25 protein-coding genes are annotated in these 24,974 nt (G+C 63.1%); 14 read left to right on the top strand and 11 right to left on the bottom strand.

All coding sequences use genetic code 11. The features are described from left to right. Nucleotides 1-7 precede the first annotated feature (7 nt). The 5 genes from IB279_RS22570 to IB279_RS22550 form a co-directional block, all read right to left on the bottom strand. Nucleotides 8-841: a carbohydrate ABC transporter permease gene (locus IB279_RS22570; RefSeq protein WP_112771938.1), complete on the bottom strand. Its 834-nt coding sequence runs from the start codon at nucleotides 839-841 to the stop codon at nucleotides 8-10. Between the two features lie 4 nt (nucleotides 842-845). Further along, nucleotides 846-1,781 (bottom strand): carbohydrate ABC transporter permease, encoded by a 936-nt coding sequence (locus IB279_RS22565; protein ID WP_051659467.1) that lies wholly within the window; start codon nucleotides 1,779-1,781, stop codon nucleotides 846-848. Between the two features lie 146 nt (nucleotides 1,782-1,927). Continuing rightward, a complete protein-coding gene (locus tag IB279_RS22560; protein ID WP_060582988.1) occupies nucleotides 1,928-3,190 on the bottom strand; it encodes a sugar ABC transporter substrate-binding protein in 1,263 nt (420 codons plus the stop codon). A 69-nt stretch (nucleotides 3,191-3,259) separates the two neighbouring features. Then, nucleotides 3,260-4,432 (bottom strand): PLP-dependent transferase, encoded by a 1,173-nt coding sequence (locus tag IB279_RS22555; protein WP_034798903.1) that lies wholly within the window; start codon nucleotides 4,430-4,432, stop codon nucleotides 3,260-3,262. Continuing rightward, nucleotides 4,429-5,145, bottom strand: coding sequence for a FadR/GntR family transcriptional regulator (locus tag IB279_RS22550; RefSeq protein WP_034798900.1), 717 nt, complete (start codon nucleotides 5,143-5,145; stop codon nucleotides 4,429-4,431). The genes IB279_RS22555 and IB279_RS22550 overlap by 4 nt, the downstream gene beginning before the upstream one ends. Nucleotides 5,146-5,291: 146 nt before the next feature. Here IB279_RS22550 and IB279_RS22545 point away from each other — a divergent pair, with 146 nt between their 5' ends. Then, nucleotides 5,292-5,543: a hypothetical protein gene (locus IB279_RS22545; protein WP_090298298.1), complete on the top strand. Its 252-nt coding sequence runs from the start codon at nucleotides 5,292-5,294 to the stop codon at nucleotides 5,541-5,543. A 59-nt stretch (nucleotides 5,544-5,602) separates the two neighbouring features. On the opposite strand, the gene IB279_RS22540 is transcribed toward IB279_RS22545, so the two are convergent. Both IB279_RS22540 and IB279_RS22535 read right to left on the bottom strand, forming a co-directional pair. Further along, nucleotides 5,603-6,706, bottom strand: coding sequence for a Xaa-Pro peptidase family protein (locus IB279_RS22540; RefSeq protein WP_113292869.1), 1,104 nt, complete (start codon nucleotides 6,704-6,706; stop codon nucleotides 5,603-5,605). A 317-nt stretch (nucleotides 6,707-7,023) separates the two neighbouring features. Next, on the bottom strand, nucleotides 7,024-7,716 hold the full coding sequence (locus tag IB279_RS22535; protein WP_034798895.1) for a GntR family transcriptional regulator: 693 nt from the start codon (nucleotides 7,714-7,716) through the stop codon (nucleotides 7,024-7,026). Nucleotides 7,717-7,905: 189 nt separating this feature from the next. Between IB279_RS22535 and IB279_RS22530 the strand changes: the two genes are divergently transcribed. The 4 genes from IB279_RS22530 (at nucleotide 7,906) to IB279_RS22515 (ending at nucleotide 12,066) form a co-directional block, all read left to right on the top strand. Continuing rightward, complete coding sequence (locus tag IB279_RS22530) at nucleotides 7,906-9,273, top strand: glutamine synthetase family protein (RefSeq protein ID WP_034798892.1); 1,368 nt, start codon at nucleotides 7,906-7,908, stop codon at nucleotides 9,271-9,273. Beyond that, the gene (locus IB279_RS22525) at nucleotides 9,270-10,583 is read left to right on the top strand and encodes an FAD-binding oxidoreductase (RefSeq protein ID WP_162744653.1); all 1,314 of its coding nucleotides are present in this window, start codon (nucleotides 9,270-9,272) and stop codon (nucleotides 10,581-10,583) included. The genes IB279_RS22530 and IB279_RS22525 overlap by 4 nt, the downstream gene beginning before the upstream one ends. Nucleotides 10,584-10,867: 284 nt before the next feature. Next, the gene (locus tag IB279_RS22520) at nucleotides 10,868-11,782 is read left to right on the top strand and encodes a transglutaminase family protein (protein WP_034798891.1); all 915 of its coding nucleotides are present in this window, start codon (nucleotides 10,868-10,870) and stop codon (nucleotides 11,780-11,782) included. Nucleotides 11,783-11,916: 134 nt separating this feature from the next. Then, on the top strand, nucleotides 11,917-12,066 hold the full coding sequence (locus IB279_RS22515; protein WP_181529557.1) for a hypothetical protein: 150 nt from the start codon (nucleotides 11,917-11,919) through the stop codon (nucleotides 12,064-12,066). Nucleotides 12,067-12,074: 8 nt separating this feature from the next. On the opposite strand, the gene IB279_RS22510 is transcribed toward IB279_RS22515, so the two are convergent. Both IB279_RS22510 and IB279_RS22505 read right to left on the bottom strand, forming a co-directional pair. Beyond that, a complete protein-coding gene (locus IB279_RS22510) occupies nucleotides 12,075-12,467 on the bottom strand; it encodes a nuclear transport factor 2 family protein (protein WP_060582992.1) in 393 nt (130 codons plus the stop codon). 51 nt (nucleotides 12,468-12,518) lie between these two features. Further along, nucleotides 12,519-13,136: a TetR/AcrR family transcriptional regulator gene (locus IB279_RS22505; protein ID WP_060582993.1), complete on the bottom strand. Its 618-nt coding sequence runs from the start codon at nucleotides 13,134-13,136 to the stop codon at nucleotides 12,519-12,521. A 119-nt stretch (nucleotides 13,137-13,255) separates the two neighbouring features. Here IB279_RS22505 and IB279_RS22500 point away from each other — a divergent pair, with 119 nt between their 5' ends. The 7 genes from IB279_RS22500 to IB279_RS22470 all read left to right on the top strand — a co-directional run bounded on the left by IB279_RS22500 (nucleotide 13,256) and on the right by IB279_RS22470 (nucleotide 20,450). Further along, entirely contained in the window at nucleotides 13,256-14,350 is a 1,095-nt protein-coding gene (locus IB279_RS22500) for an extracellular solute-binding protein (RefSeq protein WP_060605296.1), read from the top strand. Between the two features lie 74 nt (nucleotides 14,351-14,424). Beyond that, nucleotides 14,425-15,306 (top strand): ABC transporter permease, encoded by an 882-nt coding sequence (locus IB279_RS22495; RefSeq protein ID WP_034798883.1) that lies wholly within the window; start codon nucleotides 14,425-14,427, stop codon nucleotides 15,304-15,306. A gap of 2 nt (nucleotides 15,307-15,308) precedes the next feature. Further along, on the top strand, nucleotides 15,309-16,100 hold the full coding sequence (locus IB279_RS22490) for an ABC transporter permease (RefSeq protein ID WP_034798882.1): 792 nt from the start codon (nucleotides 15,309-15,311) through the stop codon (nucleotides 16,098-16,100). After that, nucleotides 16,097-17,197 carry an ABC transporter ATP-binding protein gene (locus tag IB279_RS22485; RefSeq protein WP_089045839.1) on the top strand — a complete coding sequence of 367 codons (1,101 nt, stop codon included), beginning with the start codon at nucleotides 16,097-16,099 and terminating at the stop codon, nucleotides 17,195-17,197. Before IB279_RS22490 ends, IB279_RS22485 begins: the two co-directional genes overlap by 4 nt. A gap of 4 nt (nucleotides 17,198-17,201) precedes the next feature. Next, nucleotides 17,202-17,936 (top strand): MBL fold metallo-hydrolase, encoded by a 735-nt coding sequence (locus IB279_RS22480; protein ID WP_112771941.1) that lies wholly within the window; start codon nucleotides 17,202-17,204, stop codon nucleotides 17,934-17,936. Between the two features lie 16 nt (nucleotides 17,937-17,952). Further along, nucleotides 17,953-19,386, top strand: a complete 1,434-nt coding sequence (locus IB279_RS22475) for an aldehyde dehydrogenase family protein (RefSeq protein ID WP_112771942.1) — start codon at nucleotides 17,953-17,955, stop codon at nucleotides 19,384-19,386. Nucleotides 19,387-19,604: 218 nt separating this feature from the next. Next, nucleotides 19,605-20,450: a DMT family transporter gene (locus IB279_RS22470; protein ID WP_192339819.1), complete on the top strand. Its 846-nt coding sequence runs from the start codon at nucleotides 19,605-19,607 to the stop codon at nucleotides 20,448-20,450. Between the two features lie 78 nt (nucleotides 20,451-20,528). Here IB279_RS22470 and IB279_RS22465 read toward each other — a convergent pair whose 3' ends face one another. Together IB279_RS22465 and IB279_RS22460 are read right to left on the bottom strand one after the other, a co-directional pair. After that, nucleotides 20,529-21,707 (bottom strand): aminotransferase, encoded by a 1,179-nt coding sequence (locus IB279_RS22465; RefSeq protein ID WP_112771943.1) that lies wholly within the window; start codon nucleotides 21,705-21,707, stop codon nucleotides 20,529-20,531. Between the two features lie 18 nt (nucleotides 21,708-21,725). After that, the gene (locus IB279_RS22460; RefSeq protein WP_034798872.1) at nucleotides 21,726-22,772 is read right to left on the bottom strand and encodes a LysR substrate-binding domain-containing protein; all 1,047 of its coding nucleotides are present in this window, start codon (nucleotides 22,770-22,772) and stop codon (nucleotides 21,726-21,728) included. Nucleotides 22,773-22,996: 224 nt separating this feature from the next. Between IB279_RS22460 and speB the strand changes: the two genes are divergently transcribed. Together speB and IB279_RS22450 are read left to right on the top strand one after the other, a co-directional pair. After that, the gene (speB, locus tag IB279_RS22455; protein ID WP_034798870.1) at nucleotides 22,997-24,058 is read left to right on the top strand and encodes an agmatinase; all 1,062 of its coding nucleotides are present in this window, start codon (nucleotides 22,997-22,999) and stop codon (nucleotides 24,056-24,058) included. A gap of 92 nt (nucleotides 24,059-24,150) precedes the next feature. Continuing rightward, nucleotides 24,151-24,945, top strand: a complete 795-nt coding sequence (locus IB279_RS22450) for a transporter substrate-binding domain-containing protein (RefSeq protein WP_034798868.1) — start codon at nucleotides 24,151-24,153, stop codon at nucleotides 24,943-24,945. Nucleotides 24,946-24,974: the final 29 nt, after the last annotated feature.

The following is a 24,974-nucleotide window of genomic DNA, read 5'->3' as shown; positions in this document are numbered from 1 at the left end:
ACAATCCTCAGCCTTTGACCGCGCCGGCCGTGAGGCCCTGGACGAGATAGCGTTGAATGAGCAGGAAGAAGAGGCAGGCGGGGATGAGCGCGAGCACGCCGGCGGCCATCATCTGCCCGAAGTCGACGGAGAACTTCGACACGAAGGACAGAAGCCCGACGGGGAACGTCGCCTGATCGTTGCCGGAGATCAGCATCAGCGAGAACAGTAGCTCGCTCCACGCTGCGGTGAAGACGAAGCCGAGCGTCGCGGCAATGCCGGGCAGCGTCAGCGGCAGGATGATCTGGCGGAAGGCGACGAATTGGGTGGCGCCGTCGATCATCGCGGCCTCCTCCAGATCCTTCGGGATGCCGTCGAAGAACGACTGCATCAGGAAGGTGGCAAACGGCACGTTGAAGGCGGTGTAGACGATGACAAGGCCGGTCAGGCTGTTGGTCAGCCCGAGCGGCGAGAGGATCTTGAAGATCGGCGCCACGAGCATCACCAGCGGGAACATCTGCGTCAGGAGCATCAGCGCCACCAGCCAGTACTTGCCGCGGAAATTGAAGCGCGACAGGGCGTAGCCCGAGAGCGAGGCGAGGATGGTGACGATGACGGCGGTGGAACCCGAGACGATCAGGCTGTTCTTGAAGAACACCGGAAAGGCGCTGTGGCGGAGCACGAAATCGAAGTGCTCAAGGCTGGCGCGCGACGGCCACATTCGAATGCCTTCGGAGTAGAGCAGATCGTTGGGCGTGACGGCGACCTTCAGCAGCCAGTAGAGCGGGAAGAGCGCAAACGCGATGTAGGCAAGGATTGCCAGCCGGTGCGCGATCGTGAGGAAAAGAGGTTTGGCGCGCATCGGTTCAATCCTTGCTCAGGAGCCATTGCCGCAGGATGACGATCAGCATCGAATAGGCGAGCAGCAGCGCCAGGAGCACGAGCGCGATCGCCGAGGCGTAACCGAAATCCAGCCGCTTGAAGGCCTGGGTGAAGATGTAGCTGGCGACGATCTGGGTTCGGTCGGCCGGTCCGCCATTGGTCATGACGATGATCAGGTCGGCAAAGTTGGAGATCCAGACGGTGCGCAGGAGGATGGTGATGGCGATGGTGGGCGCAAGGAAGGGAAGGGTGATCGACAAGAAACGTTGCACTGGGCCGGCGCCGTCGATGCTGGCGGCCTCGTAAAGATCGCGAGGGATCGCCTGAAGGGCTGCTAGCAGCGTGATGGCGAAGAAGGGGATGCCCCACCAGACATTGGCGATGATCGGTCCCCACATGGCAAGCTGCGGGTCGGACAGGATGTTGTTCGGTTCGCTCATGATGCCGAGGCCGAAGAGCCAGTGCGGCAGTGGGCCGACGACCGGATTGAACAGCCAGGCCCAGTTAAGGCCGGCGAGGAAACTCGGTACTGCCCACGGGAGGAAGACGAGCGCCTGGGCGAGGCCGCGGCCGTAGAAGGGCTTGTCGAGCAGCAATGCGAGGATCAGACCGAAAACGAACTGGAAGAAGACCGAGGCACCGGTCCACCAGAGCGTATTGCGCAATGCCCGATAGAAGGCCTGGTCCTCGGACAGCGCCCGGAAATGATCAAGACCGATATAGGCGCCGGAGAACGGGTTCAGGAGCTGGATATCGCGGAAGGCGTAGGAGACGCCGAGCACCAGCGGCACCAGCATCACGGTGACGATCAGGATCAGCGCCGGCGCGCTGTAGAGATAGGGTGCGGCGCCATCGGCGATGCGCTTCTTCAGCGGCGTCCTGCTTGCCGGCAGGCCGCTTTGGCGGGCGACATAGGCCATCGATCGAAATTTCCCCTGTGCGGCCGCCGGTTTTTCGGGCGTGCCTCGATTCTAGGTCGGAGCGGGAAGGGCGGAGACCGCGCACACTTCATTCCGCTCAAAGAGTTATGAGGGCCGGCGGCGGCGAACCGCCGCCGGCCAAAAGCTTACTTCTTGCTGGCGAGGAACTTCTGCTGTGCCTTGGTGAGGTAGTCGGCCCACTGGTCGGCGAGTTGCTGCGGCGTGATATCGCCGAGCAAGGCTTCCTGGGTCGTCTTGATGGCGAGCGAATCCTTGAAGAAGGCGAATTCCTCGAGGTAGGTCGGCATCACAGTCAGGACGACGTCCTTGTCGGCAAGTTCGTCGAACCAGCCCTTGAACTGCGCGCTGGCATAGAAGGGATCCTTCTCGGCCGACTTGTGTACCGGAAGCGCCCCGGTGCGCTTGTTCCACTCGATGTTGCCTTCCGGCCCTTCGAGCGTCTCGATCAGCTTCCAGGAGAGGTCCTTGTTCTGGCTTGCCGATAGCATCGACCAGCCGGCAAAGCCGATGGTTGTGAAAGCCTTGCCGCTCGGGCCCTTCGGCATGGTGGTGACGCCGAAGTCTTCCGATTTCATGCGCTCGGCAATCGCGATCAGAGCATCCGGGTCCTGGTCGAGGAAGGCGCAGGTGCCGCTGTAGAAACCGGCGACGATTTCGTTGAAGCCCCAGTTGACGCTGTCCTTCGGCGCCAGCCCCTTCTTGTAGAGATCGATCACCCAGGTGAGGCCCTTGACCCAGCCTTCGCCGTTCATGGTCGAGGTGCCGTCCTCATTGAAGAAGGTGTTGCTGCCGGCCATGGTGGCGCCGAACATCACCCAGCCGTTGAGGCCGCCCGGACCGCCGCGCAGGCAGTAGCCGGACTTGCCCGGAAGCTTCGAGACGGCTTCGGACGCCTTGACGAAATCGTCCATGGTCTTTGGCGGCTCGTTGACGCCGGCTTCCGACAAGAGCTTCTTGTTGTAGAACATGGCGCGCAGGTAGAAGCCGTAAGGCAGCATGTAGGCGGTGTCGTTGACGTCGCGGCCGAGTTCGAGCGCGCGTTCCGTCAGGCCGCCGGTGTGTTCCCACTTGGCGAGGTAGGGCTCGAGGCTTTCGAGCATGCCGTTGTTGGCATAGAGCGACAGCCAGGTGTCGGGCATTTCCATGACGTCAGGCAGTTCGCCGGCCGAAACCATGGTCGCGAACTTCTGGAAGGCTTCGCCCCAGGGAAGCGAGATGATTTCGACCGTCGTGCCGGGGTTGGCGGCCTCGAACTTGGCGACGATCGACTTCAGCGTCTCGGTGCGCTCGGGACTGGTGATGACCTCGACGAGCTTCAGTTTGGTGTCGGCGAGCGCGCTTCCGGCCATGAGGCTGGCGAGAAGCGTGGCAGTGATCAGTTTCTTCATTTCTGTTCCCTCTTTTCTTCGTTGGTTTTGGTTCAAAGTGGGCGGACCGGGATCCTCATCCCGCTCCAGTCAGTCAGTCGAAGCGACGGCGAGCGCCGCTTCGAGATCGCTCCAGAGGGCCTCCGTTCCCTCCAGACCGACATGGAGCCGTACCGATCGCGGCGAGATGCCGAAGGCGGCCGCGGAATTGGGCTGGGCTTTCTGCGACAGCACGACTTCGCCCGGCACGATGAGGCTTTCATGCCCGCCCCAGGACACGCCGAGCTTGAAGAGTTCGAGATGGTCCGCGAAGCGCCTGACGTCGACGCCCTCGCGGAAGATGAATGAGAAGAGGCCGGAGGTGCCGGAAAGGCCCGGCGGCAACGTGTTGCCAAGGCCGGGGTGGCAGACGGTCTCGACCAGCGGGTGAGCCTGCAGGCGGCGCGCGACTTCAAGCGCCGAGCGCTCGTGCGACTTCATCCGGATCGGCAAGGTACGCAGGCCGCGGATCAAGAGCCAGGCGTCGAAGGGCGAAAGCTTGCCGCCGAGATAGGGATAGGCTTCGGAACGGATGCGGCCGATCAGTTCCTTCGATCCGGTGACGACGCCGGCGACGACGTCCGAGTGGCCGCCGAGATATTTCGAGGCCGAATGGATGACGAGATCGACGCCGAGCGAGATCGGCTGCTGGAAGATCGGGCTCGCCCAGCTGTTGTCGATCGCGGTGATGATGCCCTGGTCCTTCGCCAGGCGGGCAAGGGAAGCGACGTCGTGGGTGTCCATTACCCAGCTCGTCGGGCTTTCCATGTAGAAGAGCTTTGCGCCGGGCAGCGCCTTGGCGACCGCTTCCTCGTCGCGGCCGTCGACATAGGTCACTTCGATCTTCATGCGCTTCAGATGCGTGCCGAACAGGCGGAAGGCATCGGGATAGACATGGTTGACGGCAACGATCCGGTCGCCCGGCTCGACGAAGGAGAGCACGGTAGAGGAGATCGCCGACATGCCGCTCGCAAAACCGATCGCGTCCTCGCCGCCTTCGAGTTTCGCCAGCATCTCCTCGAACATGCGCACAGTCGGGTTGAGGCCGCGGGTATAGATCGGCCGCACGCGCTCGCCCCGGTAGGAGGCGACCATGTCGTCATAGTCCTTGAAGGTGAAGAGCGAGGTCTGCACGATCGGCGGCACGACGGCGTCGAAGGCGTGGCCTTCGTCATGCGCGACGATCAGCGAGGCGTGGTCGAACGGATCGAGGCCGTTGGTCATTTGGACATTTCCTTGATGTCTTCCTCGACGATCGCGAGGATTTTCAGCGTTTCTTCGCGCGCGGTCTCGGGGTCCTGAGCAGCGATTGCGTTGAAGAGGGTGCGGTGGAACGGGAAGGAGCGACGGGCGAAATCCGTTCGGTCGAAAGGATGGTCCCAAAAGCGCTCGAAGGCCTCGCGCATTTGTTCGAGCAGCTGGCGAAAGAGCGGATTGTGGGTGGCGTCGTAGATCGCCAGATGAAAGGCCAGGTCTTCCGGCCCCGACGTGCCCTTGGCGATATGCACGCGCTCCATTTCGTTGAGCCTGATTTCGATGACCTTCAGGTCGTCTTCGGTTCGCCGGCGGGCGGCGACCATGTTGGCCTCGACCTCGATGCCGCGGCGCACTTCGAGTGTCATCAACAGCACGTCGCGCAGGTGCGCCGCGTCGAGCGTGAGCGGCATATGGACGGTCGCGCCGGAGATCGTGCGCAAGAGATAGGTGCCGCTGCCCTTGCGCGCCTCGACGACGCCGAGTGCCTGGAAGTGGCGAATGACCTCACGGATCGTGGAGCGGCCGACGGCCAGCGCCGTCATCAGCTCGCGCTCGGCCGGCAGGCGTTCGCCGGGTTTCAGGCCCGATTGTTCTATGTAGTCAGCCAACGCGGCAATCACCTGCTGAGCCCGGTCGGCCGGGGGCAGGGGCATCAGTGCCGCTCTTGCCGGTTCATTCATTCGGCTCCCTCCCCAGAGGCCAAATTGGTCTGACATCTCACCAATATGATCAAGCCAGTTGGGGTCGTCAAGCAAGAACTGATAGACGCACAACTGTTGACCCCGCTCGCCTCAGGCGTAGACAAGGGAGGCAAGGAGCTCTGGTGATGATGAAATCGGAATATCAGTTCGTGGTCGCAGCCGTGCTCGGCGCGTTCTTCGTCATGGTGGCGGCTACGGGGGATGCCGAGGCTCAGATGCGGACGCGGAAGGGCGAGTATTACGAGGGGATCCAGCGCAAGCCCTATGGCTATTACTGGATCTGGCCACCGGTCGAGCAGCAGCAGCCCGTCTACAAGAAGCAACCCGGCAAGAAGGGCAGCGAGCTCGCGAAGCCGCGCAAGCGGCCGGTTCAATAGCCGCAGGGCTCGACGAAGAGCGCAAAGAGAAGCGGCGCCCTGGGGCGCCGCAACTTTGATCAGACCTTCGCGACGTGAACGTCGCGGGGGAGTGAGGAGAGAACCTCCGGCCCATCCTCCCGGAGGATAACGATATCCTCGAGCCGGATGCCGAAGCGGCCGGGGAGATAGATGCCGGGCTCGATCGAGAAGACCATGCCTTCTTCGAGCACGGTTTCCGAGGTCGCGGTGATATAGGGCGGCTCGTGGCCGTCGATGCCCATGCCGTGGCCGGTGCGGTGGACGAAGTACTCGCCATAACCGGCGTCCGAAATCACCTTGCGGGCAGCAGCATCAACCTCCTTGGCGAGCACGCCCGGGCGAGCCGCCTTCAGTGCCGCCTGGACGGCCCTTTCGACGATCGTGTGGATCTGCCCGTAGCCTTCGGGCGCGGGGCCGACGATCGCCATGCGCGTAATGTCGCTCGGGAAGCCCTGCTTGCGGCCGCCGATGTCGATGACCACGGCATCGCCTTCCTCGATCACCCGCTCGCTGGCGGAGTGATGCGGGAAGGCGCCGTTGCCGCCGGCGCCGACGATCCAGAAGGCCGGTGCGGCACCTTCCGAGGCGAAGTGCCCGCGGATCTCGGCGGCCAGTTCCTTCTCCGTCATGCCCGGGCGGATCTTGGAGAATGCCGCCTGCATGGCGCGATCGGCGATGCCGGCATTCATCTTCAGAAGCGCGTACTCGCTCTTGTCCTTGCGCATGCGGAGCGCGCCGAGCGTCGCCGGGGTGAATTCGCGCGCGGTATCGGCGGGCAGCGCATCGATCAGCAGCAGCGCAAAATCGGCGCGCATGGTTTCGTCGAGCACGACGCGACCGGGCTTTGCGGCGCCGACATCGGCAAGCGCTGCGGTCAGGGCGTCGCTCGGGCCAACGTCATCGGCCCAGTTGTGGAAGGCGATGTCGGTGTGCTCGCGCGTGCCTTCGGCGTTGAGCGCCGGCATCAGGAACGCTTCCTTCTCCGGGCCGATGAGCAGTAGGCACGGGCGTTCGTCGGGATGCGGATGGTAGCCGATCAGCCAATCCATATGCGATCCCGGCGCCAACGCGACGAGGCCGACATTGCTTTCGGCCATCGTGCGGCGGAGTGCTGCAAAACGGCTCTTGGTGAGTTCCTTCATGGTGTTTCCAATTCTGGCTTGAGAAATCAGATGCCACAGCCGGTCATGCGGCCGTGGCCGAAGGTGAGGGGGAAAGGAGCACCGGAGATCGGCGCGTCGTCGGCTACGGGGAATGCTTGAGGCCCGCGCCTGTCTTGCGGCGGGACTTGGATCTTTGGCTCTTCAAGCGGACACCTCCCCCTCGAATGCACGAACATGAGGCCGGGAGGCTGGTCGCTTCCCGTCGCTATGCGTCTGTATTTGCACGACTTTGGTGCTGTGGCTGAGCGTTGTCAATATGGAATTTTAGTCACACTAAAATTTATGACGGCATCGCCTCAGGCAGCCAATCGCAGCAACCGTGCAACCGCCTGCTGGTCGAAGCCGCCGATACCCTCACGGATGTCGGCAGCGACCGCGTCGGCAGCAGCGTTCTCATCGCGGCGCCTCAGCGCCTCGATTGCCTCGCGGTGGCGGTCGACCACGTAAAGTTCGGTCACGTGTTCCATGGCGATGCCGAGGATCGGGCCGAGCTGTAGCCAGACGCTCTCGATCAGCGGCACGGCGACCGCATCGGGATTGGCCGTATAGATCATCCGGTGAAACGCCTGGTTGGCGATCAGCGCCGCCACCTTGTCACCCCGACGGATCTCCGTCTCGATGCTGTCGTCGATCGCCGTGATCTTCTCGATCTGACGTTCGGAAAGATGAGCGACGGCCCGGCGAGCCGCATGGCTTTCGAGCGCAATGCGCAACGAGATCAGTTCTTCGAAGCGGGCGGGCGTGATGTGCGGAACCACGATGCGGCGGTTTTCGAGGAACTGCAGCGCGCCGATCGAGGTCAGCTGTCTAAGCGCCTCGCGCACCGGGGTCGGGCTGCTTTCAAGCGCCTCGGCCAGGCCGCGGATGGTGACGGAGGTGCCGGGTCGGAACGCGCCGACCATGATCGCCTGGCGCAGCCGGTGAAAGGCATAGTCATGCGTGGTCATGCCGTCGGGGCGCGCAAGTGGCGGTAAGACAAGGGGTTTCAAGTGCGCATGTCCTTTTGCCCGAATTGCGATGGCTTTCTCATCAGCGAGAGCGGTGTTTGGCAAACGCCTGCATACACTTTTCCGCGTCCCGCTCTACGTCAAACGCCTGATAGCACTGCCGCTGCTTGACTCCAATTCCCGAATTATGTCAACTTTCTGAAAATGTGATCACAAAAAGAGATTTGCGATATGTCGCTCGACGCGGAAGATCCCAGCGCATTCAAGGCATGGCTCGAGCAGAACGGGCCGATCGAAAGCATCCAGGCCGTCGTCTGCGACCTCAACGGCATCATGCGGGGCAAACGCGTGCCAGTGGAGCAGGCGGGCAAGGTGCTCGGCGGCGGCATCCGCATGCCGCTCTCGATCGTCGGTGTCGACGTCTGGGGCGAGGACATCATCAACAGCGAGCAGGTGTTTGCGAGCGGCGACCGCGACGGCATCTGCGGTGTCACCGGCCGCGGCGCGCTGCCGGTCAACTGGACCTCGCGGCCGAGCGCGCTGGTGCCGCTCTGGCTGCAGCTTGAGGACGGCAAGCCGTTTCTCGCCGATCCGCGCCAGGCCCTGGCGGCGGTCGTGCGGGAGTACAAGGAGCTCGGCCTTCGTCCCGTCGTCGCGACCGAGTTGGAGTTTTACCTGATCGACCCGGAGCCGGACAGCGCAGTGCCGCCGATCTCGCCCTATACCGGCAAACGTCTCGATTCCGATGCGATCCTCTCAATCGACGAACTCGACGATTTCGGCGAGTTCTTTTCCGACGTCTACAAGGAATGCGCCCGGCAGAACGTGCCGGCGGATGCGGCGATCGCCGAGAACGGCATCGGCCAGTTCGAAATCAACCTGCTCCACACCGACGACCCGCTGAAGGCGGCCGACGACGCGATCTTCTTCAAGCGCATTGTCAAAGGCGTGGCGCGCAAGCATGGGCTCGCCGCGACCTTCATGGCCAAGCCCTATGGCACCCGTTCCGGCAATGGCATGCATATCCATTTCAGCCTGCTCGACGAGGAGGGCAACAACGTCTTCAACGACGGCAGCGACGAGGGCTCGCCGATGCTGAAGAACGCCGTCGCCGGTCTACTGCGCGGCATGGCCGAGACGACGCTGCTGTTTGCGCCGCATTTCAATTCCTACCGGCGACTGCGGCCGGATACGCACGCGCCAACCGCCGTCTGCTGGGGTTACGAGAACCGCACCTCGGCCATCCGTATTCCCGGCGGCAATCCTGCCGCGCGGCGTATCGAGCACCGCGTCGCCGGTGCCGACTCCAATCCTTATCTCGTCATTGCCGCGATCCTCGGTGCTGCCTTGGTCGGCATCCGCAACAAGTGGAAGCCGCCGGCGCCGGTTTCGGGTCGGGCCTATGCAGCGGAGAAACTGCCCAAAATTCCCTCGGAATGGGGGCAAGCGGTCGACAGCTTCGAGGCAGGACCGATTGCCGCCGAAATCTTCGATCCCGTGCTGCGCTCGATGCTTATCGCCTGCAAACGCCAGGAAATCGCGGGCTTTGCCGAGCAGGTCACGGACTACGAATTCAGCGCCTATCTGGAAATCGTCTGATGCTTACCAAACAGAAATCCTATGCCGGTGACGGCAGCTACCCGACCAGCTACTACGCCGCCTCCCGCAACATCATCCGCACGCCGGTCCGGCTGCAGGGCCGGGTCGAGGCCGATGTCTGCGTCGTCGGCGCCGGCTATTCCGGTATGTCGACGGCGATCCACCTTGCCGAAAAAGGCTACAAGGTCGTCGTCATCGAGGGCGCGCAGGTCGGCTGGGGCGCTTCGGGCCGCAACGGCGGTCAGGTGGTCAACGGCCTTAATGCCAGTCTCGCGACCATCCAGCGCCGCTACGGCGAGGATGCGGCGCGCTTCATCGGCGGGCTGGTGCAGGAGGGCGGCAAGATCATCCGCCGCCTCGTCAGCCAGTACCAGATCGAATGCGACCTGAAGCCGGGCAATATCTACGCCGCCTATACGCCGGCGCATATGAAGGAGCTCGAAGCCAAGCAGGCGCTCTGGCGCAAATATGGCATGGACGACCACCAGTTGCTCGACCGTGTCGCGCTCGCCAAGCTCGTCAAGTCGGATGCCTATTGCGGCGGCATGCTGGACACGACCGGCGGCCACATGCATCCGCTCAATTTGGTACTCGGCGAGGCCCGTGCCTTCGAAAGCATTGGCGGCACGATCTACGAACAGTCGCCGGTGACACGTGTCGACCACGAGGCGGCGCGGCCGACCGTCTATACTGAAGGCGGCGAGGTTTCGGCGCGCATCGTCGTTCTCTGCGGCAATGCCTATCTCGGCGATGCCGTGCCGAAGCTCGTCTCGCGCGTTATGCCGGTTTCGACGCAGATGATCACCACGGCGCCGCTCGGCGAAGAGCTTGCCCATTCGCTGATCCCGAGCGACATGTGCGTCGAGGACGTGCGCTATATCCTCGACTATTTCAGGCTCTCGGCCGACAAGCGCATGATCTTCGGTGGCGGTACCGTCTATGGCGGAACCGATCCGGCCGACGTGGTCGCCAAGCTGAAGCCCAATCTCGAAAAGGTGTTCCCCGCGCTCAAGGGCGTGAAGATCGACTATGCCTGGAGCGGCAATTTCGCGCTCTCCTTCACCCGCGTGCCGCAGATGGGCCGGATCGGCAGCAACACCTATTTCGCCCATGGCTATAGCGGCCACGGCGTTACCGGTTCGCACCTCTTCGGCCGCACGCTCGCCGAGGCGATCGACGGCGACACTACGCGTTATGACGTCTTCGAGAAGCTGCCCTGGTATCCGTTCCCGGGCGGGCGCATGTTCCGGGCGCAGTATTCCACCATCGGTTCCTGGTGGTACCAGTTCAAGGACGCGGCCGGGCTCTAGGAACAATCCGCGCGCAGCGGCGTTTTGGCCGGGCGGACCGCCGTCTCGGCGGCGGTCCGCGGTCGATCTCGCGTCGAATGTGTTTCCGTCCTGATTGGCGATGCGATAGTATCGACCTTCTGCGGCAGGGGTCCGCCATCTCAAAGTGGGCCTTTGCGTCTCTGCCCTGTGACCGCCCGCATCTGGCGCTTGCTGAATCGGTCACCAAGGATCGCCCGCCTGTCGCTGCGGGCAAGCAAACGGGGAGCCTATCGCTCCCGATTGATTTCCTGGGAGACCTCGCGATGTTCGTGCGCTTTGGCTATGAAATCGGCATTCGTTGCCCGCAGCCGACCCCGATGATGACCTATCTTTCCGTCGTGCCGGAACGGCGCTCATGCCTGCGGCGCGAGCATGGTCCAGTCTCTTCGCCGATCGTGAAGATGGAGCAGATCACTGATCCGCATGGCAACACCTGCTTCCGGATGACTGTGCCCGAGGGCGATTTCAAGCTCTGCTATGATGCGGTGATAGAGGATGACGGCAGGCTCGACGCCACGGACCCATTGGCGGATGCGGTGCCGGTCGAGAACCTGCCCGCCGAGTGGCTGCCTTATCTTGCAGCCAGCCGCTACTGCGAAACGGACCGGCTTGGCGCGCTTGCCTGGCGTCTGTTCGGCGATGTGCCAGCCGGCTGGGAGCGCGTCCAGGCGATTTGCGATTATGTCCATGAACGCCTCGTTTTCAGCTACGGCTATGCGCAGGCGATGCGCACGGCACTCGAGGCGCATGAGGATCGCGTCGGTGTCAGCCGCGACTACGCCCATCTGGCGATCACCCTCTGTCGCTGCATGAACATGCCGGCGCGCTACGTGAACGGCTATATGGCCGATATCCCCGCGAGCGAACATCCTGCGCCGATGGATTTCAATGCCTGGTTCGAGGTCTATCTCGGCGATCGCTGGCATACGTTCGACGCCAAGAACAACCAGCGGCGGGCGGGGCGCATCGCGGTTGCCCGCGGCCGTGATGCCGCCGACATTCCGCTGATCCAGACCTTCGGCAAACATGAGCTCACCGCTTTCACCGTCTGGACCTGCGTCGAAACGGATAGCGCGCTCAAAGGCTCGCATCGCGCCTCCGACGTTTCGCTGCTCACCCCATGGTTCAGCGAAACCTGGGCGAAGCATCTTCAGGACCGCGACCGCAACCGCCATTGATGAGCGCGATGGCGGCGAACCGATTTTTTACGATTTATGCGATTTGCGGAATTTAATATCTACAAACTCAATGGAAAATATAGGAGAACAAGACAGTCGATGGGCCGTGGCCCTCGCAGGAACGGAGAGACGCGATGAACGCAGCGAAACCGACGATCCAGTCCCGCTACGCACTCTACGGGACCACACCGCAACGCCGCTCACATGTTCATCTCGTTCCGCACGCAATTGCCATCGTTGCCGCCTTCTCTTTCGTCAGCGCCGTCGTCGTCGGCGCCTTCTGACGGCTGCCTCAGCTTTGCCGTGACAGATGCTCGTGCACGGCAAGCCACTCTCCTGACGATTTCCGCTCGAACACGATCGTTTCCCGTTCGTCCGCGGTTGCGGGCTCTCCATTGAATTCCAGTTCGGTCTCGACCCGGTGGGTGAAGACCGCGACATTGCCCACCGTCTGCACATTTCGCTCGCTCGACCGGCAGGCGCGCACGCGAAAACCGTCCCGTTCCTCCCAAAGCGACCACTCGGCCTCGTACTCCGCCCTGCTTTTCAGCGGTCGGTCGAGCGTGTGGAAGATGAAGGTCGCATCCGGCGCGAACGCGGAGAAATAGGCTGTCCGGTCATGCCTGGCGAAGGCGGCAACCAGCCGGTCGGCGGCCTGAAGCACCGACTGTTCGAGATCTTTCATGGGGTTCCCTCTTTATCCGGAAGCAGACTGCTCCGGTGGTCTTCGCGATGGTCAGCGCACTGCAATGAGCGTCGCCAGCGGGCGGTTCTGGCGTGAGACGCGCGCTTTGAGATCGTCGAGCGACATGGTTTCGCGCTTCGCGAACTCGGTGAACATCATGTTGAGATTGTTGAAGAACATCTCGCCGACCGCCTCGGCATCGACATCAAGTGCGACGACGCCCTTGGCTTGAAGTTTGCGGATCAGCGTCGAAACCTGCTCGCATAGCCGACGATCGAGTTCGGTGTAGCGCTTGCTGAACGGGCTCTCCGGCTGCTGGATGGCGATCGCCATCGCGGTGCGCCACATCTCCTTGCTGAGATAGTAGAGCGAGTGATCGTAGTATTCGCCGATCAGCGCATCGAGTGCGCCCATGACGGAGGCGGGCGGGTTGTCGACGATCGATCCGCCGCCGGCGAGCACCTCCTCGACTTCCATCGACACGGTGGCGAGCAGGATGTCGCCCTTGTTTTCATAGTAGTTGTAGAAGGTTCCGACCGAAATTTCGGCGCGCTCGGCAATGTCCTCGATGCGTGCGCTGTCGTAGCCGACTTCGCGAAAAAGCGCGGCGGCGGCGTCGAGAATTCGCCTGTTGCGATCCGCCTTTTGCCGTGCGCGCAGTCCTGTCATTCCAGTGCTTCCCCGAATTATGAATTGGTTCAAAATTGAGATTGACTTAAAAAATGAATTCATTCAATCTTTTTTTGAAGACGCCGAAACGAGCGTCAAAACAAGAGGGCAACAGCATGATGCAGTCAGTTCGTGACGGTGCGCGCCTGCGCCGTTTTTTCTCCTCCACGGCCGCAATCGCGATCGCCGCTCTGTCGACGGTCGCGGCCCCCGCGCCGGTCTTTGCCCAGGAAGAGCTCAATGCGCTCGTCTGGTGCGACCACACCGATCCGGCGCTTCTTGAGCCGTTCGAGAAGGCCAATGACGTGAAGGTCAACGTCAAGGTTTATGAGGGCACCGGGGCAGGGCTCTCGATCCTCGACCAGTCGCAACCGGGCGACTGGGACGTGCTCGTGATCGACGGCGTCGACGTGCACCGGGCCATCGACCTCGATCTGCTTGCCGAAATGCCGGCCGATGCGTTGCCGACCGCCGACATTTTCCCGGAAGTGCGCATGGAGGCCAACAACACCAAGGACGGCAAGACCTACGCCGTCACCGAGAAGTTCGGCTACAACACGATTTCCTACGACAAGACCAAGGTCGACCCGAAGGACATGCAGGACCTTTCGGTTATCTGGTCGGATAAATACAAGGGCCGCATAGCGCTCTACGACTACTATCTGCCGATGATCGGTCTCGTCGGGCTTGGCCTCGGCAAGAAGACCGCCGATCTGAGTGACGCGGACATGCCGGCGATCAAGGAAAAGCTCGCGGCAATGCGGGCCGTTTCCAAGCAGGTGAGCGACGTCGTCTCCTCGCAGACCGCGCTTGCGACCGGCGAAGTCGACATTCTCGTCGGCGGTGGCGAATGGATCACCGCTGTTCTCTCGGCCGACAAGCCCAGCCTCGACTGGACCATCCCCGAGCAGGGCGCTGTGCGCTGGGCGCAGTCGATCGGCGTCATGAAGGATTCGACCAAGCAGGATCTGGCGCTGAAGTTCGTGCAGTACATCGTGAGCCCCGAGGGCCAGGCGCGGCTTGCGACCTCTTCCTGCTACTGGGCGATGCCGGCCAATGCCAAGGCGGGTGAACACCTGACCGACCAGCAGAAGGCGGCCCTGCGCTTCGACCAGCAGGCCGAATATCTGAAGAAGACGCAGCTCTATCCGATCCCGTCGGCCGAGCTCGACCAGCAGTTCCAGGACGCCTGGACGGAAATGCTGCAGCAGTAATGAAAGCAGCGGGCGCGATGTGTCGCGCTCGCCCTTCTTCTTCGCTCGCCGAAATCCTTTGATCTGGGACGGTAATGGCAGACACCGCTTTGACATCAGCGACAGCGCTTGAAGACGCCGACCGGCGCAAGGCCTGGGGCTTCGTTGCTCCAGCGCTTCTGTGGACCGTCGCCTTCTTCGTCGTGCCCTTCGCCTTCATGGCGGCGATGAGCCTCTGGAAGCGGGAAGGGCGGGACATCGTCCATGCCTGGAACTTCGACAACTACGTCCGCTTCTTCTCCGAAAACGCGCTGTTCCGGGGGCTCGTCAACTCGCTCGAAATCACCGTTATCGTCACGGTGATCTCGGTGCTGCTCGCCTATCCGCTCGCCTGGATCATCGCCGAGCGCGTGCCGAAGCGGCTGCAGCGCATGGCGCTGATCCTGGCGATCCTGCCGTTCTGGACCTCCTATGTGGTGCGCTCCTATTCCTGGCTGCTGGTGTTATCGAAGAACGGCGTGATCAATCAGGTCTTCATGAGCATCGGCCTTATCTCCGAGCCGCTGGAGCTGGCGAGCACGCGCACGGCCACGGTCATCGGTTTCGTGCACTTCTTCGTCATGCTTTTGACGCTGACGATCTATTCCAACCTGATCCAGCTTTCGCCAAACTACCGCCGCGCGGCCGCAGACCTTGGCGCCAATGCCTTCCAGACCTTCTGGCATGTGGTGCTGCCCTTGACGCTGCCCGGTATCATGACCGGCGCCTTCCTTACCTTCGTGCTTTGCATCGGCGACTATGTCACGCCGCAGATCCTCGGCGGCAACAACGAGCTGGTGCTGCCGCAGATCATCATGCTGCAGCTCGGGCGCCGGGCGGATTTCCCGATGGCAGCGGCGCTGTCGATCGTGCTGATGCTCGCCGTCACCGTCGCCTATCTCGCCTGCGCTCGCTGGCTGAAGATCGAGAGGGCCTGACGATGCTGCGCCAGATCTCCGCAAGCGTGCTCTCCTGGACCTATCTCGTCCTCGTCTATGCCTTCATCTTCCTGCCGGTTGCCGTATTGGTGTTGTTCTCGTTCCAGGATGGTCGCCTGCCGGTGCCGCCGTTCAACGGCTTTTCGCTGCAATGGTACGAGGCGGTTTTCGCCGACCGCAAGCTGATGGCAGCGCTTGGTAACTCGATGGTCGTGGCGCTCGTCTCCTCGGTCATCTCCGTGCTGCTCGGCTTTCTCGCAGCCTATGCGCTCGCGCGCTACAAGCTGCCCGGCTCGGCGCTGCAAAGGGGACTGCTGATCGCGCCGATGACGGTCAGCTACCTGATCATCGCGCTTGGCCTTTTGTCGCTCATGAACGCGCTGCATATCCCGCTGTCGCTGATGACGGTCGGCATCGGCCATGTGGTGATCAACCTGCCGCTCTGCTTTGCCATCATCTATGCCTCGATGGGGGATCATCACATCAACATCGAGCGGGCGGCGCGCGATCTCGGCGCCAACGATTTCAAAGTGATGGCGCTGGTGACGGCGCCGATGCTGATGCCGTCGATCCTTGCTGCCTTCTTCCTTTCCGTCACCTTCAGCTGGGACGAGTTCATCATCGCCTTCCTGCTGTCGCGCTTCGACGTGACGCTGCCCGTCGAGATCTGGAGCATGCTGCGCTCCGGCCTCAACCCCAAGACCAATGCCATCGGCTCGCTAGTGTTCTTAGCCTCTGTCGCCGTGCTCCTCATCCTTGAGCTTTCCCTGTTCGGAAGGACGAAAAAACAATGACCGCTCCTGTCTCGATCGAAAACGTCAGCAAGATCTTCGGTGCCTTCACGGCCCTGGATAACGTTTCCCTCGATATCCGGGCTGGCGAGTTCATCGTGCTGCTCGGGCCGTCCGGCTGCGGCAAGACCACGCTTCTGTCGATCCTTGGCGGCTTTCAGTCGCCAAGCGCGGGACGCGTGACGATCGCGGGGCAGGACATGACCTATGTGGCGCCGGCCAAGCGTCCGACGACGACGATGTTCCAGGACTATGCGCTGTTTCCGCACATGCGCCTTGTCGACAATGTCGGCTTTGGCCTCAGGATGCGCGGCCTTGCCAAGGCCGCGCGCGACGAAAAGGCGCTCGGTTTCCTCGATCTCGTCGGTCTGAAGGCTTCCGCCGGCAAGCGGCCGCACGAGCTCTCGGGCGGCCAGCGCCAGCGCGTGGCGCTCGCCCGCGCGCTTGCCGTCGACCCGGATGTGCTGCTTCTCGACGAACCGCTCGGCGCGCTCGACCTGAAACTGCGCCGCCAGATGCAGGACGAGCTGAAGGCGATCCAAAAGCGCGTCGGCACGACCTTCGTGCACGTCACCCACGACCAGGAAGAGGCGATGGCGATCGCCGACCGGATCGTGGTGATGAACCAGGGCCGTATCGAGGATTTTGGCCCGCCATCGGAGATCTATATGCGCCCGCGCTCGCTGTTTTCGGCGGGCTTCATGGGTGAGGTCAATTTCGTTTCCGGCCGTGTGGCGGCGGCGGACGCCAGCTCCGCCCGTGTCGAAACCCCGCTCGGCAGCCTGGCGCTGCCGACCGGCAACTTTACCGCATCGTCGCCGAAGACCGGCGACCGGATTACGCTCACCATCCGGCCGGAACACTTCCGCGCTGACGACAAGGCAGAGGGTCCGACAGTGGCGCTTGGTGAGGCGCGGGTTGCAGGCAGCGCTTTCTTCGGCACGCATTACCGCTGCCACCTGCAGCCCTGTGCGGCGGACACGAGGGCGCTGGTCGCGCACCTGCCGCAATCGGCAAGCGTGCGCGAGGGCGAGATTGTGCCGCTTGCCGTGCGCGCCGCCGACGTCGTAGCCTTGCCCGCCACGGGTGGACATGCGTAGCACGATGCAGAGAATTGCACCTCAGGACTGGTACCGGGTGAGGCGGCTCGACGACGGCGTCACCGCTATCGATGAGCCCTATATCCAGGAATTCTACCGCTGCAACATCTGGCATGTGCGCGGCCGCGACCGCGATATGCTCGTCGATAGCGGCATGGGTGTCGTGTCGCTCCGGCAATGGGTGCCCCTCGTCACCGAACGCGCCTTGGACGCCGTCGCCAGCCACACCCACTTCGACCATATCGGCTGCCATCACGAGTTCGAGTGCCGCTACGTGCATTCGGCCGAGGCGGAACTGCTGGCGCATCCGACGCGCAAGAACACGCTCGCAACCCCCTACGTCGCCGACGAGATCTTCGACGCGCTGCCGCCCGAGCCCTACGCCTCCACCACCTATGCGGTGAAGGCGGCGCCGGCGACGCGGCTGCTCGAAGACGGCGACCATATCGATCTCGGCGACCGCGTCTTCCAGGTGATCCACACGCCCGGCCATTCGCCCGGCGGGATTGCGCTCTTCGAGGCGAAGACCGGGATCCTGTTCTCCGGCGACATCCTCTACGATGGCCCGCTGATCGAGGACACTTATCATTCCAACGCCGACGACTATCTGGCGTCGATGGAACGGCTGCTGAAGATACCCGCGCGTATCGTTCACGGCGGACATTTTCCGAGCTTTTCGGGTGAGCGTTACCGAGCGCTAATCCTTGAATGGCTTGCTGAAAAACAAAAGACAAACTGACGGGAAGGAGGAGCGAATGCTCGACAAACGCAAGTTCTACATCAACGGCACCTGGGTGGATCCCATCGTCGCCAACGACCTCGAGGTCCTGAACCCGGCAACGGAAAAGCCGGTTGCGGTGATCTCCATGGGCACGGCCGCAGACATCGACCGGGCCGTTGCCGCGGCCAAGAAGGCCTTTGCGACCTATAGCCGGACGAGCGTCGAGGAGCGACTGGCGCTGCTTGAAAAGCTGCTTGCCGTCTACAAGCGCCGCTATGACGAGATGGTCGACACCATCACCATGGAACTCGGCGCGCCGAAGACTATGACCCGTGAGCAGCAGGCCGATGTCGGCGTCGGCCACCTGCAGGGCTTCATCGATGCGCTGAAGCGCCTGAAGACCCGCGACCGGCTGCCGAACGGCGACGTGATCCTGCGCGAGCCGATCGGCGTCTGCGGCCTGATCACGCCCTGGAACTGGCCGATCAACCAGATCGCGCTGAAGGTGGTGCCGGCGCTCGCAACCGGCTCGACCTGCGTGTTGAAGCCGAGCGAGTTCACGCCGCTCAATGCCATGCTTTACGCTGAAATGGTGCATGAGGCGGGCTTCCCGGCCGGCGTCTTCAACCTCGTCAACGGCGACGGCATCAACGCCGGTGCCGCGCTGTCGAAGCATCCCGACATCGACATGATGTCGTTCACCGGCTCGACCCGCGCCGGCATCGCCGTCAGCAAGGATGCCGCCGAAACGGTCAAGCGCGTGACGCTGGAGCTCGGTGGCAAGTCGCCGAACATCGTCTTTGCCGACGCCGATCTCGAAGACCGCGTCACCGGCAGCGTGCTCGAATGCTTCAACAATTCCGGCCAGTCCTGCGACGCGCCGACCCGCATGCTGGTGGAGCGTAGCGTCTATGACCAGGTGGTTGAGATCGCCAAGCGCGTCGGCCGCGAGGCGAAAGTCGGAGACCCGACGCAAGAGGGCGGCCATATCGGACCGCTCGTCAGCCACATCCAGTTCGGCCGGGTGCAGGCGCTGATCGAAGCAGGCATTGCCGAAGGCGCGCGGCTGCTCGTCGGCGGTGCCGGCAAGCCTGAGGGCTTCGAGACCGGCTACTTCGTCAAGCCGACGATCTTTGCCGACGTCAACAACGAGATGCGCATCGCCCGCGAGGAAGTCTTCGGTCCGGTGCTGGCGATCATCCCCTTCGACACCGAGGAGGAGGCGATCGCGATTGCCAACGACACCAACTACGGCCTTGCCGCCTATGTGCAGACGGGCAACCCGGAGCGGGCCGAGCGCGTCGCCGGACGCCTGCGCGCCGGCATGGTGCACATCAATGGCGGGCCGCACCGCTACGGCAGCCCGTTCGGCGGCTACAAGCAGTCCGGCAACGGTCGCGAAGGTGGCACGTTCGGCCTTGAGGACTTCCTCGAAGTGAAGACCGTGCACGTTCCCGACGCGGCCTGACAAACGAGTTATCGCGTCTGCCAGACGGAGAAATCGGCGGCCGCCCTGTCTGCGCAGGGCGGCCGCCATTGTTCGGGTGGGCGATTTATTGCGACTGTCGCCGATGCCGGTCTTCTGTTAGCTGCCTTGTCGAGGGCGCGAAGATCGCCCGCCAGCAGAATAGCGACATTGCCTTGACCCCAGTACCCGCCACCGCTTCCTCCCAAAATCGCCTTGCCATGGCTGCCCTCCTCATCGGCGGTGCTGCGATTGGCGGTTCGCCGATCTTCGTGCGGCTGTCCGAGGTGGGGCCGATGGCGACGGCCTTCTGGCGGGTGGCACTGGCGCTGATCCCGCTTCTCGCCTGGTCGTGGTTTCGCGGTGAGGGCGCCAACGACCGGCGCCCGCAAAAGCTCTCCGAGTACGCGCTGCTGGTTCTGCCCGGCGTGTTTCTCGCGATCGATCTTGCGGCCTGGCACTACGCGCTGACGAAGACGTCAGTCGCCAATGCCACGCTGCTTGCCAATCTCGCGTCCGTCTTCGTGACGCTTGCCAGTTGGCTGTTGTTCCGAGCGCGGATCAGCGCTGTCTTTGCCATCGGGCTGGTGACGGCAGTCGTCGGTGTGGTCACCCTCAAGGGCGGGCCGATGGCGCTTGGTGACGGCAATCTGCTGGGCGATGGCGTCGCCGTTGTCGCCGCGATGTTCTATGCCGGCTATATCCTGGCGATCGGCCGGCTGCGCAGCCTGTTCAGCACGATCAGGATCATGGTCTGGAGTACGGCCTCGGCTGCCATCTGCATGCTGCCGATCGTGCTTCTGTCGGAGCCGACGCTGTTGCCGCCGACCGCGTTCGGCTGGGCGATGCTGTTCGGTCTCGCCTTCGTCAGCCATGCCGGCGGGCAGGTGGCGATCACCTATGCACTCGCCTATCTGCCGCCCGCCTTCTCGTCGCTCACCCTCTTGTTGCAGCCAGTGGTCGCGGCGATCCTCGCCTGGATCCTGCTTGCCGAACCCGTCGGCCTGATGCAGGCGATCGGCGGCGCGATCGTCCTTGTCGGCATCCTGATCGCGCGGCGCGGATGACGCCGCGCGCTTTCCTCAGAGCAATTCCAGGAAAAGTGTGAAACGGTTTTCCGTCCGGAATTGCGTCATTTCAAAGTCTTAGAGACCCGGCGGCGTGAAGTTCGCCAGCCGCTCTTCAAGCTTGCGGATCGTATCGGCATCCGCGTTGGCAAAGGCGAAGCGCAGGTAGTTCTCCTGGCCCTCACCGAAGTAATCGCCCGGCAGGCAGACGACGCCGGCGAGTTTGGCCAGCTTCTCGGCGATGAACTGCGAATCGATGTCGGGGAAGGGGTGGCGGACATAGGCGAAATAGGCGCCGACCGCCTGCAGCTTCCACTTCGGCAGGCGGCTCATGACGTCGCGCAGCGCATCGGCTCGTGCCGCGATTTCGGCGCGGTTCGTCTGACGCCAGTCGGCAAGAGCCGGAATTGCCTTCGCGACCGCGGCCTGGGCTGAGCGCGGCGCGCAGATCTGCAGGTTGTCCATGATCTTCGTCACCTGCTCGATGACGGCAGGGCCGGCGGTGATCGCGCCCAGGCGATGGCCCGGGATGCAGAAAGACTTGGAAAAGCTGTAGAGGCCGATGAAGCTATCCTGCCAGCCTTCGGTGGCCAGCAGGCCATGGGGCGCTGCGGAGGCATCGGGCAGGAAGTCGCGATAGGTTTCGTCGAGGATCAGCCAGACGCCCTTGGCACGGCAGGCCTCGTAGATACGGGCGAGCAGCTCCGGCGGGTAGACGGCGCCGGTCGGATTGTTGGGCGAGACCAGCGCGAGCGCCCGGATGCCGGGGTGAAGTGCCGCGGCAATTGCATCGACCTCCGGCAGGAAGCCGGCGCCGGCATCGCAAGGTACGAGCTCGACATTGATGCCGAGCATCGACAGCGTCGTTTCCTGGTTGAAGTAATAGGGGTTGGTCATCAGGATCGTATCCCCCGCGCCGGCAATGGCCATTGCCGTGCAGATGAAGGCCTGGTTGCAGCCCGAGGTGATGTGGATGTTGTCGGCGGCGACCGCAGCACCATAGAGGCCGGCGACATGCGCCGCATAGGCCTCACGCAGCTCCGCTTCGCCCTCGATCGCGCCATAGCCGGTGTAAGCGGTTGAGGCTGCAGCCTCACCGAGCCAGGCCAGCATGTCCGGATGGGCGGGATAGCCCGGCACTGCCTGCGACAGGTCGATCAGCGGGCCACGGGAGCCATCGTAGGACTTCGCCCAGGCCAGCACCGAGGGCACGGGCGGCGGCGAGAGCTTTTCGACGAGCGGGTTGAAATGCGGCATGACGGGTGTTCCTGTGGGTTAGGCCTTGGCTTTGCGTTTCTGCGGACGATCGGTGCGGCGAGCACGACTCGGCGCCGAAACCGGCTGAAAACCGTTCTTCTCCGATTTACGATCTGTCGGCTCGGATTTCGAGGTGCGGCTGCGAATAATCGTGCGCGCCGATGTCTGCAGTTCCGGCATCGGGTCGCTTTCGAGTGTTTCGAACATCCAGTCGATGAAGATGCGCACGATCGGTGCCGCCAGCACCTCGTTGCGGCAGGCGACGAAGAAGGCGTCGTTGGCGGGCACCGTCAGGTCGAAAGGAGCGATCAGTTCGCCGCGCGCGATCAGGCTGCCGGCGGTAATCGTATCGCCGAGCGCGACGCCCTGGTTGTGCAGGGCGGCCTCGGTCGAAAGCCGTGCGTCACTCATGAAATGCTGCTGGCCGCGCTGCAGGTCGCTGGCATCCGCCGCCGCAAGCCAGGTGTTCCATTCGCGGCCATCGTCGCCATGCAGCATGACGTGGTCGCGCAGGTCGCGAACCGAGCGCAGTGGCCGCATGTTGAGCAGGGTCGGGCTGACGACAGGGAAAAGTTCGAGACGGCTCCAGAGCTTGGCCCAGGCGCCGGACCAGTTGCCGTCGCCATAGATCAGGCAGACGTCGACGTCGGGCGAGTGGAGATACGCCTCGTCGTTAGAGGCGATCAGCGTCAGACGCACGTCCGGATATTGCTCGGTGAAAAGGTGCAGCCGCGGGATCAGCCAGAAGGAAAGCAGCGCCGGGACGCAGGTGATGCGCAGTTCGCCGCTCGTCGTCGGCCGCGTCATCGCTGCGGTCGCCGCCGCGATTTCGGCAAAGGCGTGGGTGACGGCCGGCAGCAGCAATGCGCCCTGCGGCGTCAATTTCAGCCGCTTGCCGCCGCGCTCAAACAGCGCCGCCTTGACCGAAAGTTCGAGCGCGCGGATCTGGTGGCTGATCGCACCGTGGGTGACGTTGAGTTCACGCGCCGCGGCCGAAACGGAGCCCCGCCGCGCCGTCGCTTCGAAGGCGCGCAAGGGGTTGAGGGGAGGCAGGCGGCTGGACAAATCGGGGTGTTCCGGCGGTTGCTGTGATGTGAATTTTTCTCACACGAAACGCTATAACAATGTCAATTGATTTTCTAGGGGAATTGCCGCCTAATATTCATCAACAAAGGCGAAAACGCCTGGGGAACATGAACGCGCCGGACGAGCCGGCCCCTTCCGCAGACAGATATCTGTGGCGCCTTCGCGCGCATGCCTCAGGCTATGGAAGACGGAGGATTGAATCGATGGCCTGGAACGACAACAAGCTTGCCGAACTGAAGGCAAAGTATGGCGAAAGCCATGGCGGCGAGCTGTTCGACCCGACCTTCCGCAAGGTCGCCGACAAGATCTTCAACAAGAGCGGCACACGTCTCGCGCCCTATTCCGGCATCCCGACCTTCCTGACGGCGCCGCACATGCCTGTTGACGCGGAGAACCCGGATTTCGGCAATCTGCAGGTGGCGATCGTCGGCATTCCCATGGATCTTGGCGTCACCAACCGTCCGGGCTCGCGCTTTGGACCGCGGGCGCTGCGCTCGATCGAGCGTATCGGTCCTTATAACCACGTGCTCGGCTGCACGCCGGTTCAGGAACTCCGCGTCGCGGATATCGGCGACGTGCCGTTCCAGAGCCGCTACCGGCTGGAACTCAGCCATGAGGACATCGAGAAGCGCATCAACCAGATCGTCGATGCCGGCGTGCTGCCGCTGTCGGTCGGCGGCGACCACTCGATCACCCACCCGATCCTGAAAGCGGTCGGCAAGAAGCGCCCGGTCGGCATGATCCACATCGACGCGCATTGCGACACCGGCGGCGCCTACGACCTCACCAAGTTCCACCATGGCGGTCCGTTCCGAAACGCGGTGCTCGACGGCGTGCTCGACCCGACCCGCGTCGTGCAGATCGGCATCCGCGGTTCGGCCGAATATCTTTGGGAGTTCTCCTACGAGTCCGGCATGACCGTCATCCATGCGGAGGAAGTGACCGGTCTCGGCATTCCCGCGATCATCGAGAAAGCGAAGAAGATCGTCGGCGACGGCCCGACCTATCTGTCCTTCGACATCGACAGCCTCGATCCATCCTTCGCGCCGGGTACCGGCACGCCGGAAGTCGGCGGTCTGACGACCCGCGAAGTGCTGGAATTGATCCGTGGCCTCAAGGGCATCAACCTCGTCGGCGGCGACGTCGTCGAAGTGGCGCCGCAATATGACTCGACCACCAACACGGCCCATGCGGGCGCGCAGGTGCTCTTCGAAATCCTGAGCCTCATGGTCTTCAGCCCGGCGATCACGGGCAAGTCCGCCTGAGGCCTGACTAAGGGTTCGTCGGCTGCCGGACCGGAAACGGCGGCCGACCACCAGACTGCACAATCACAAAGCTTCCGGGTAGGGGAATTACCATGACGATCCATGCAAAACTGAAAACAGCCTTCGCCGCCGCCCTGATGCTCGGGGCCGCCGCAGGCATCGCCAAGGCCGACGCGCTCGCCGATATCAAGTCCGCCGGCCAGATCAATGTCGGCATCTTCTCCGACTTCCCGCCGTTCTCCTCGGCCAGCGCCGACATGAGCATCAAGGGCTATGACGTCGATGTCGCCCAGCAGATCGCCGATGATCTCGGCGTCAAGCTCAACCTCGTCAGCGTCACAGGGCAGAACCGCATTCCCTATCTCAACGACAAGCGCGTCGACATCCTGATGAGCGTCGGCTTCTCCAAGGAGCGCGCCGAGGTGATCGATTTTGCCGCGGCTTACGCGCCTTACTACATCGCCGTCATCGGCCCGGCGGAACTGAAGGTTGCCGGCAAGGAAGACCTTGCCGAGAAGACCATCGCCGTCAATCGCGGCACGCTGGAAGACACCTCGCTTACCGAGGCGGCCCCGGCCAATGCCGACATCCAGCGCTTCGACAACTACAATGCTGTGATCCAGGCCTTCATCTCCGGCCAGACACAACTGATGGTCGTCGGCAACGACGTCGGCGCCCAGGTTCTGGCCCGCCAGGAAGCGTTGAAACCGGAGCAGAAGTTCCAGCTTCTGACCTCGCCGTCGCATATCGGCCTCAACAAGAGCGAGGAAGGCCTGAAGAAGGCGGTCAACGACTCCGTTGCCAAAATGCTCTCGGACGGCAAGTTGAACGCGAGCTCGGAGGCCTGGCTGAAGACGCCGCTCAACCCCGACAACCTCAAGGACTAACAAGCTCGGTGGCCGCGCGGGCAATCCCC

The organism is Ensifer sp. ENS06, from assembly GCF_014852205.1.
GTDB lineage: Bacteria > Pseudomonadota > Alphaproteobacteria > Rhizobiales > Rhizobiaceae > Ensifer > Ensifer adhaerens.
Note: the sequence above shows the minus strand (reverse complement) of the source record. Positions and strands in the feature narration are given on the sequence as shown.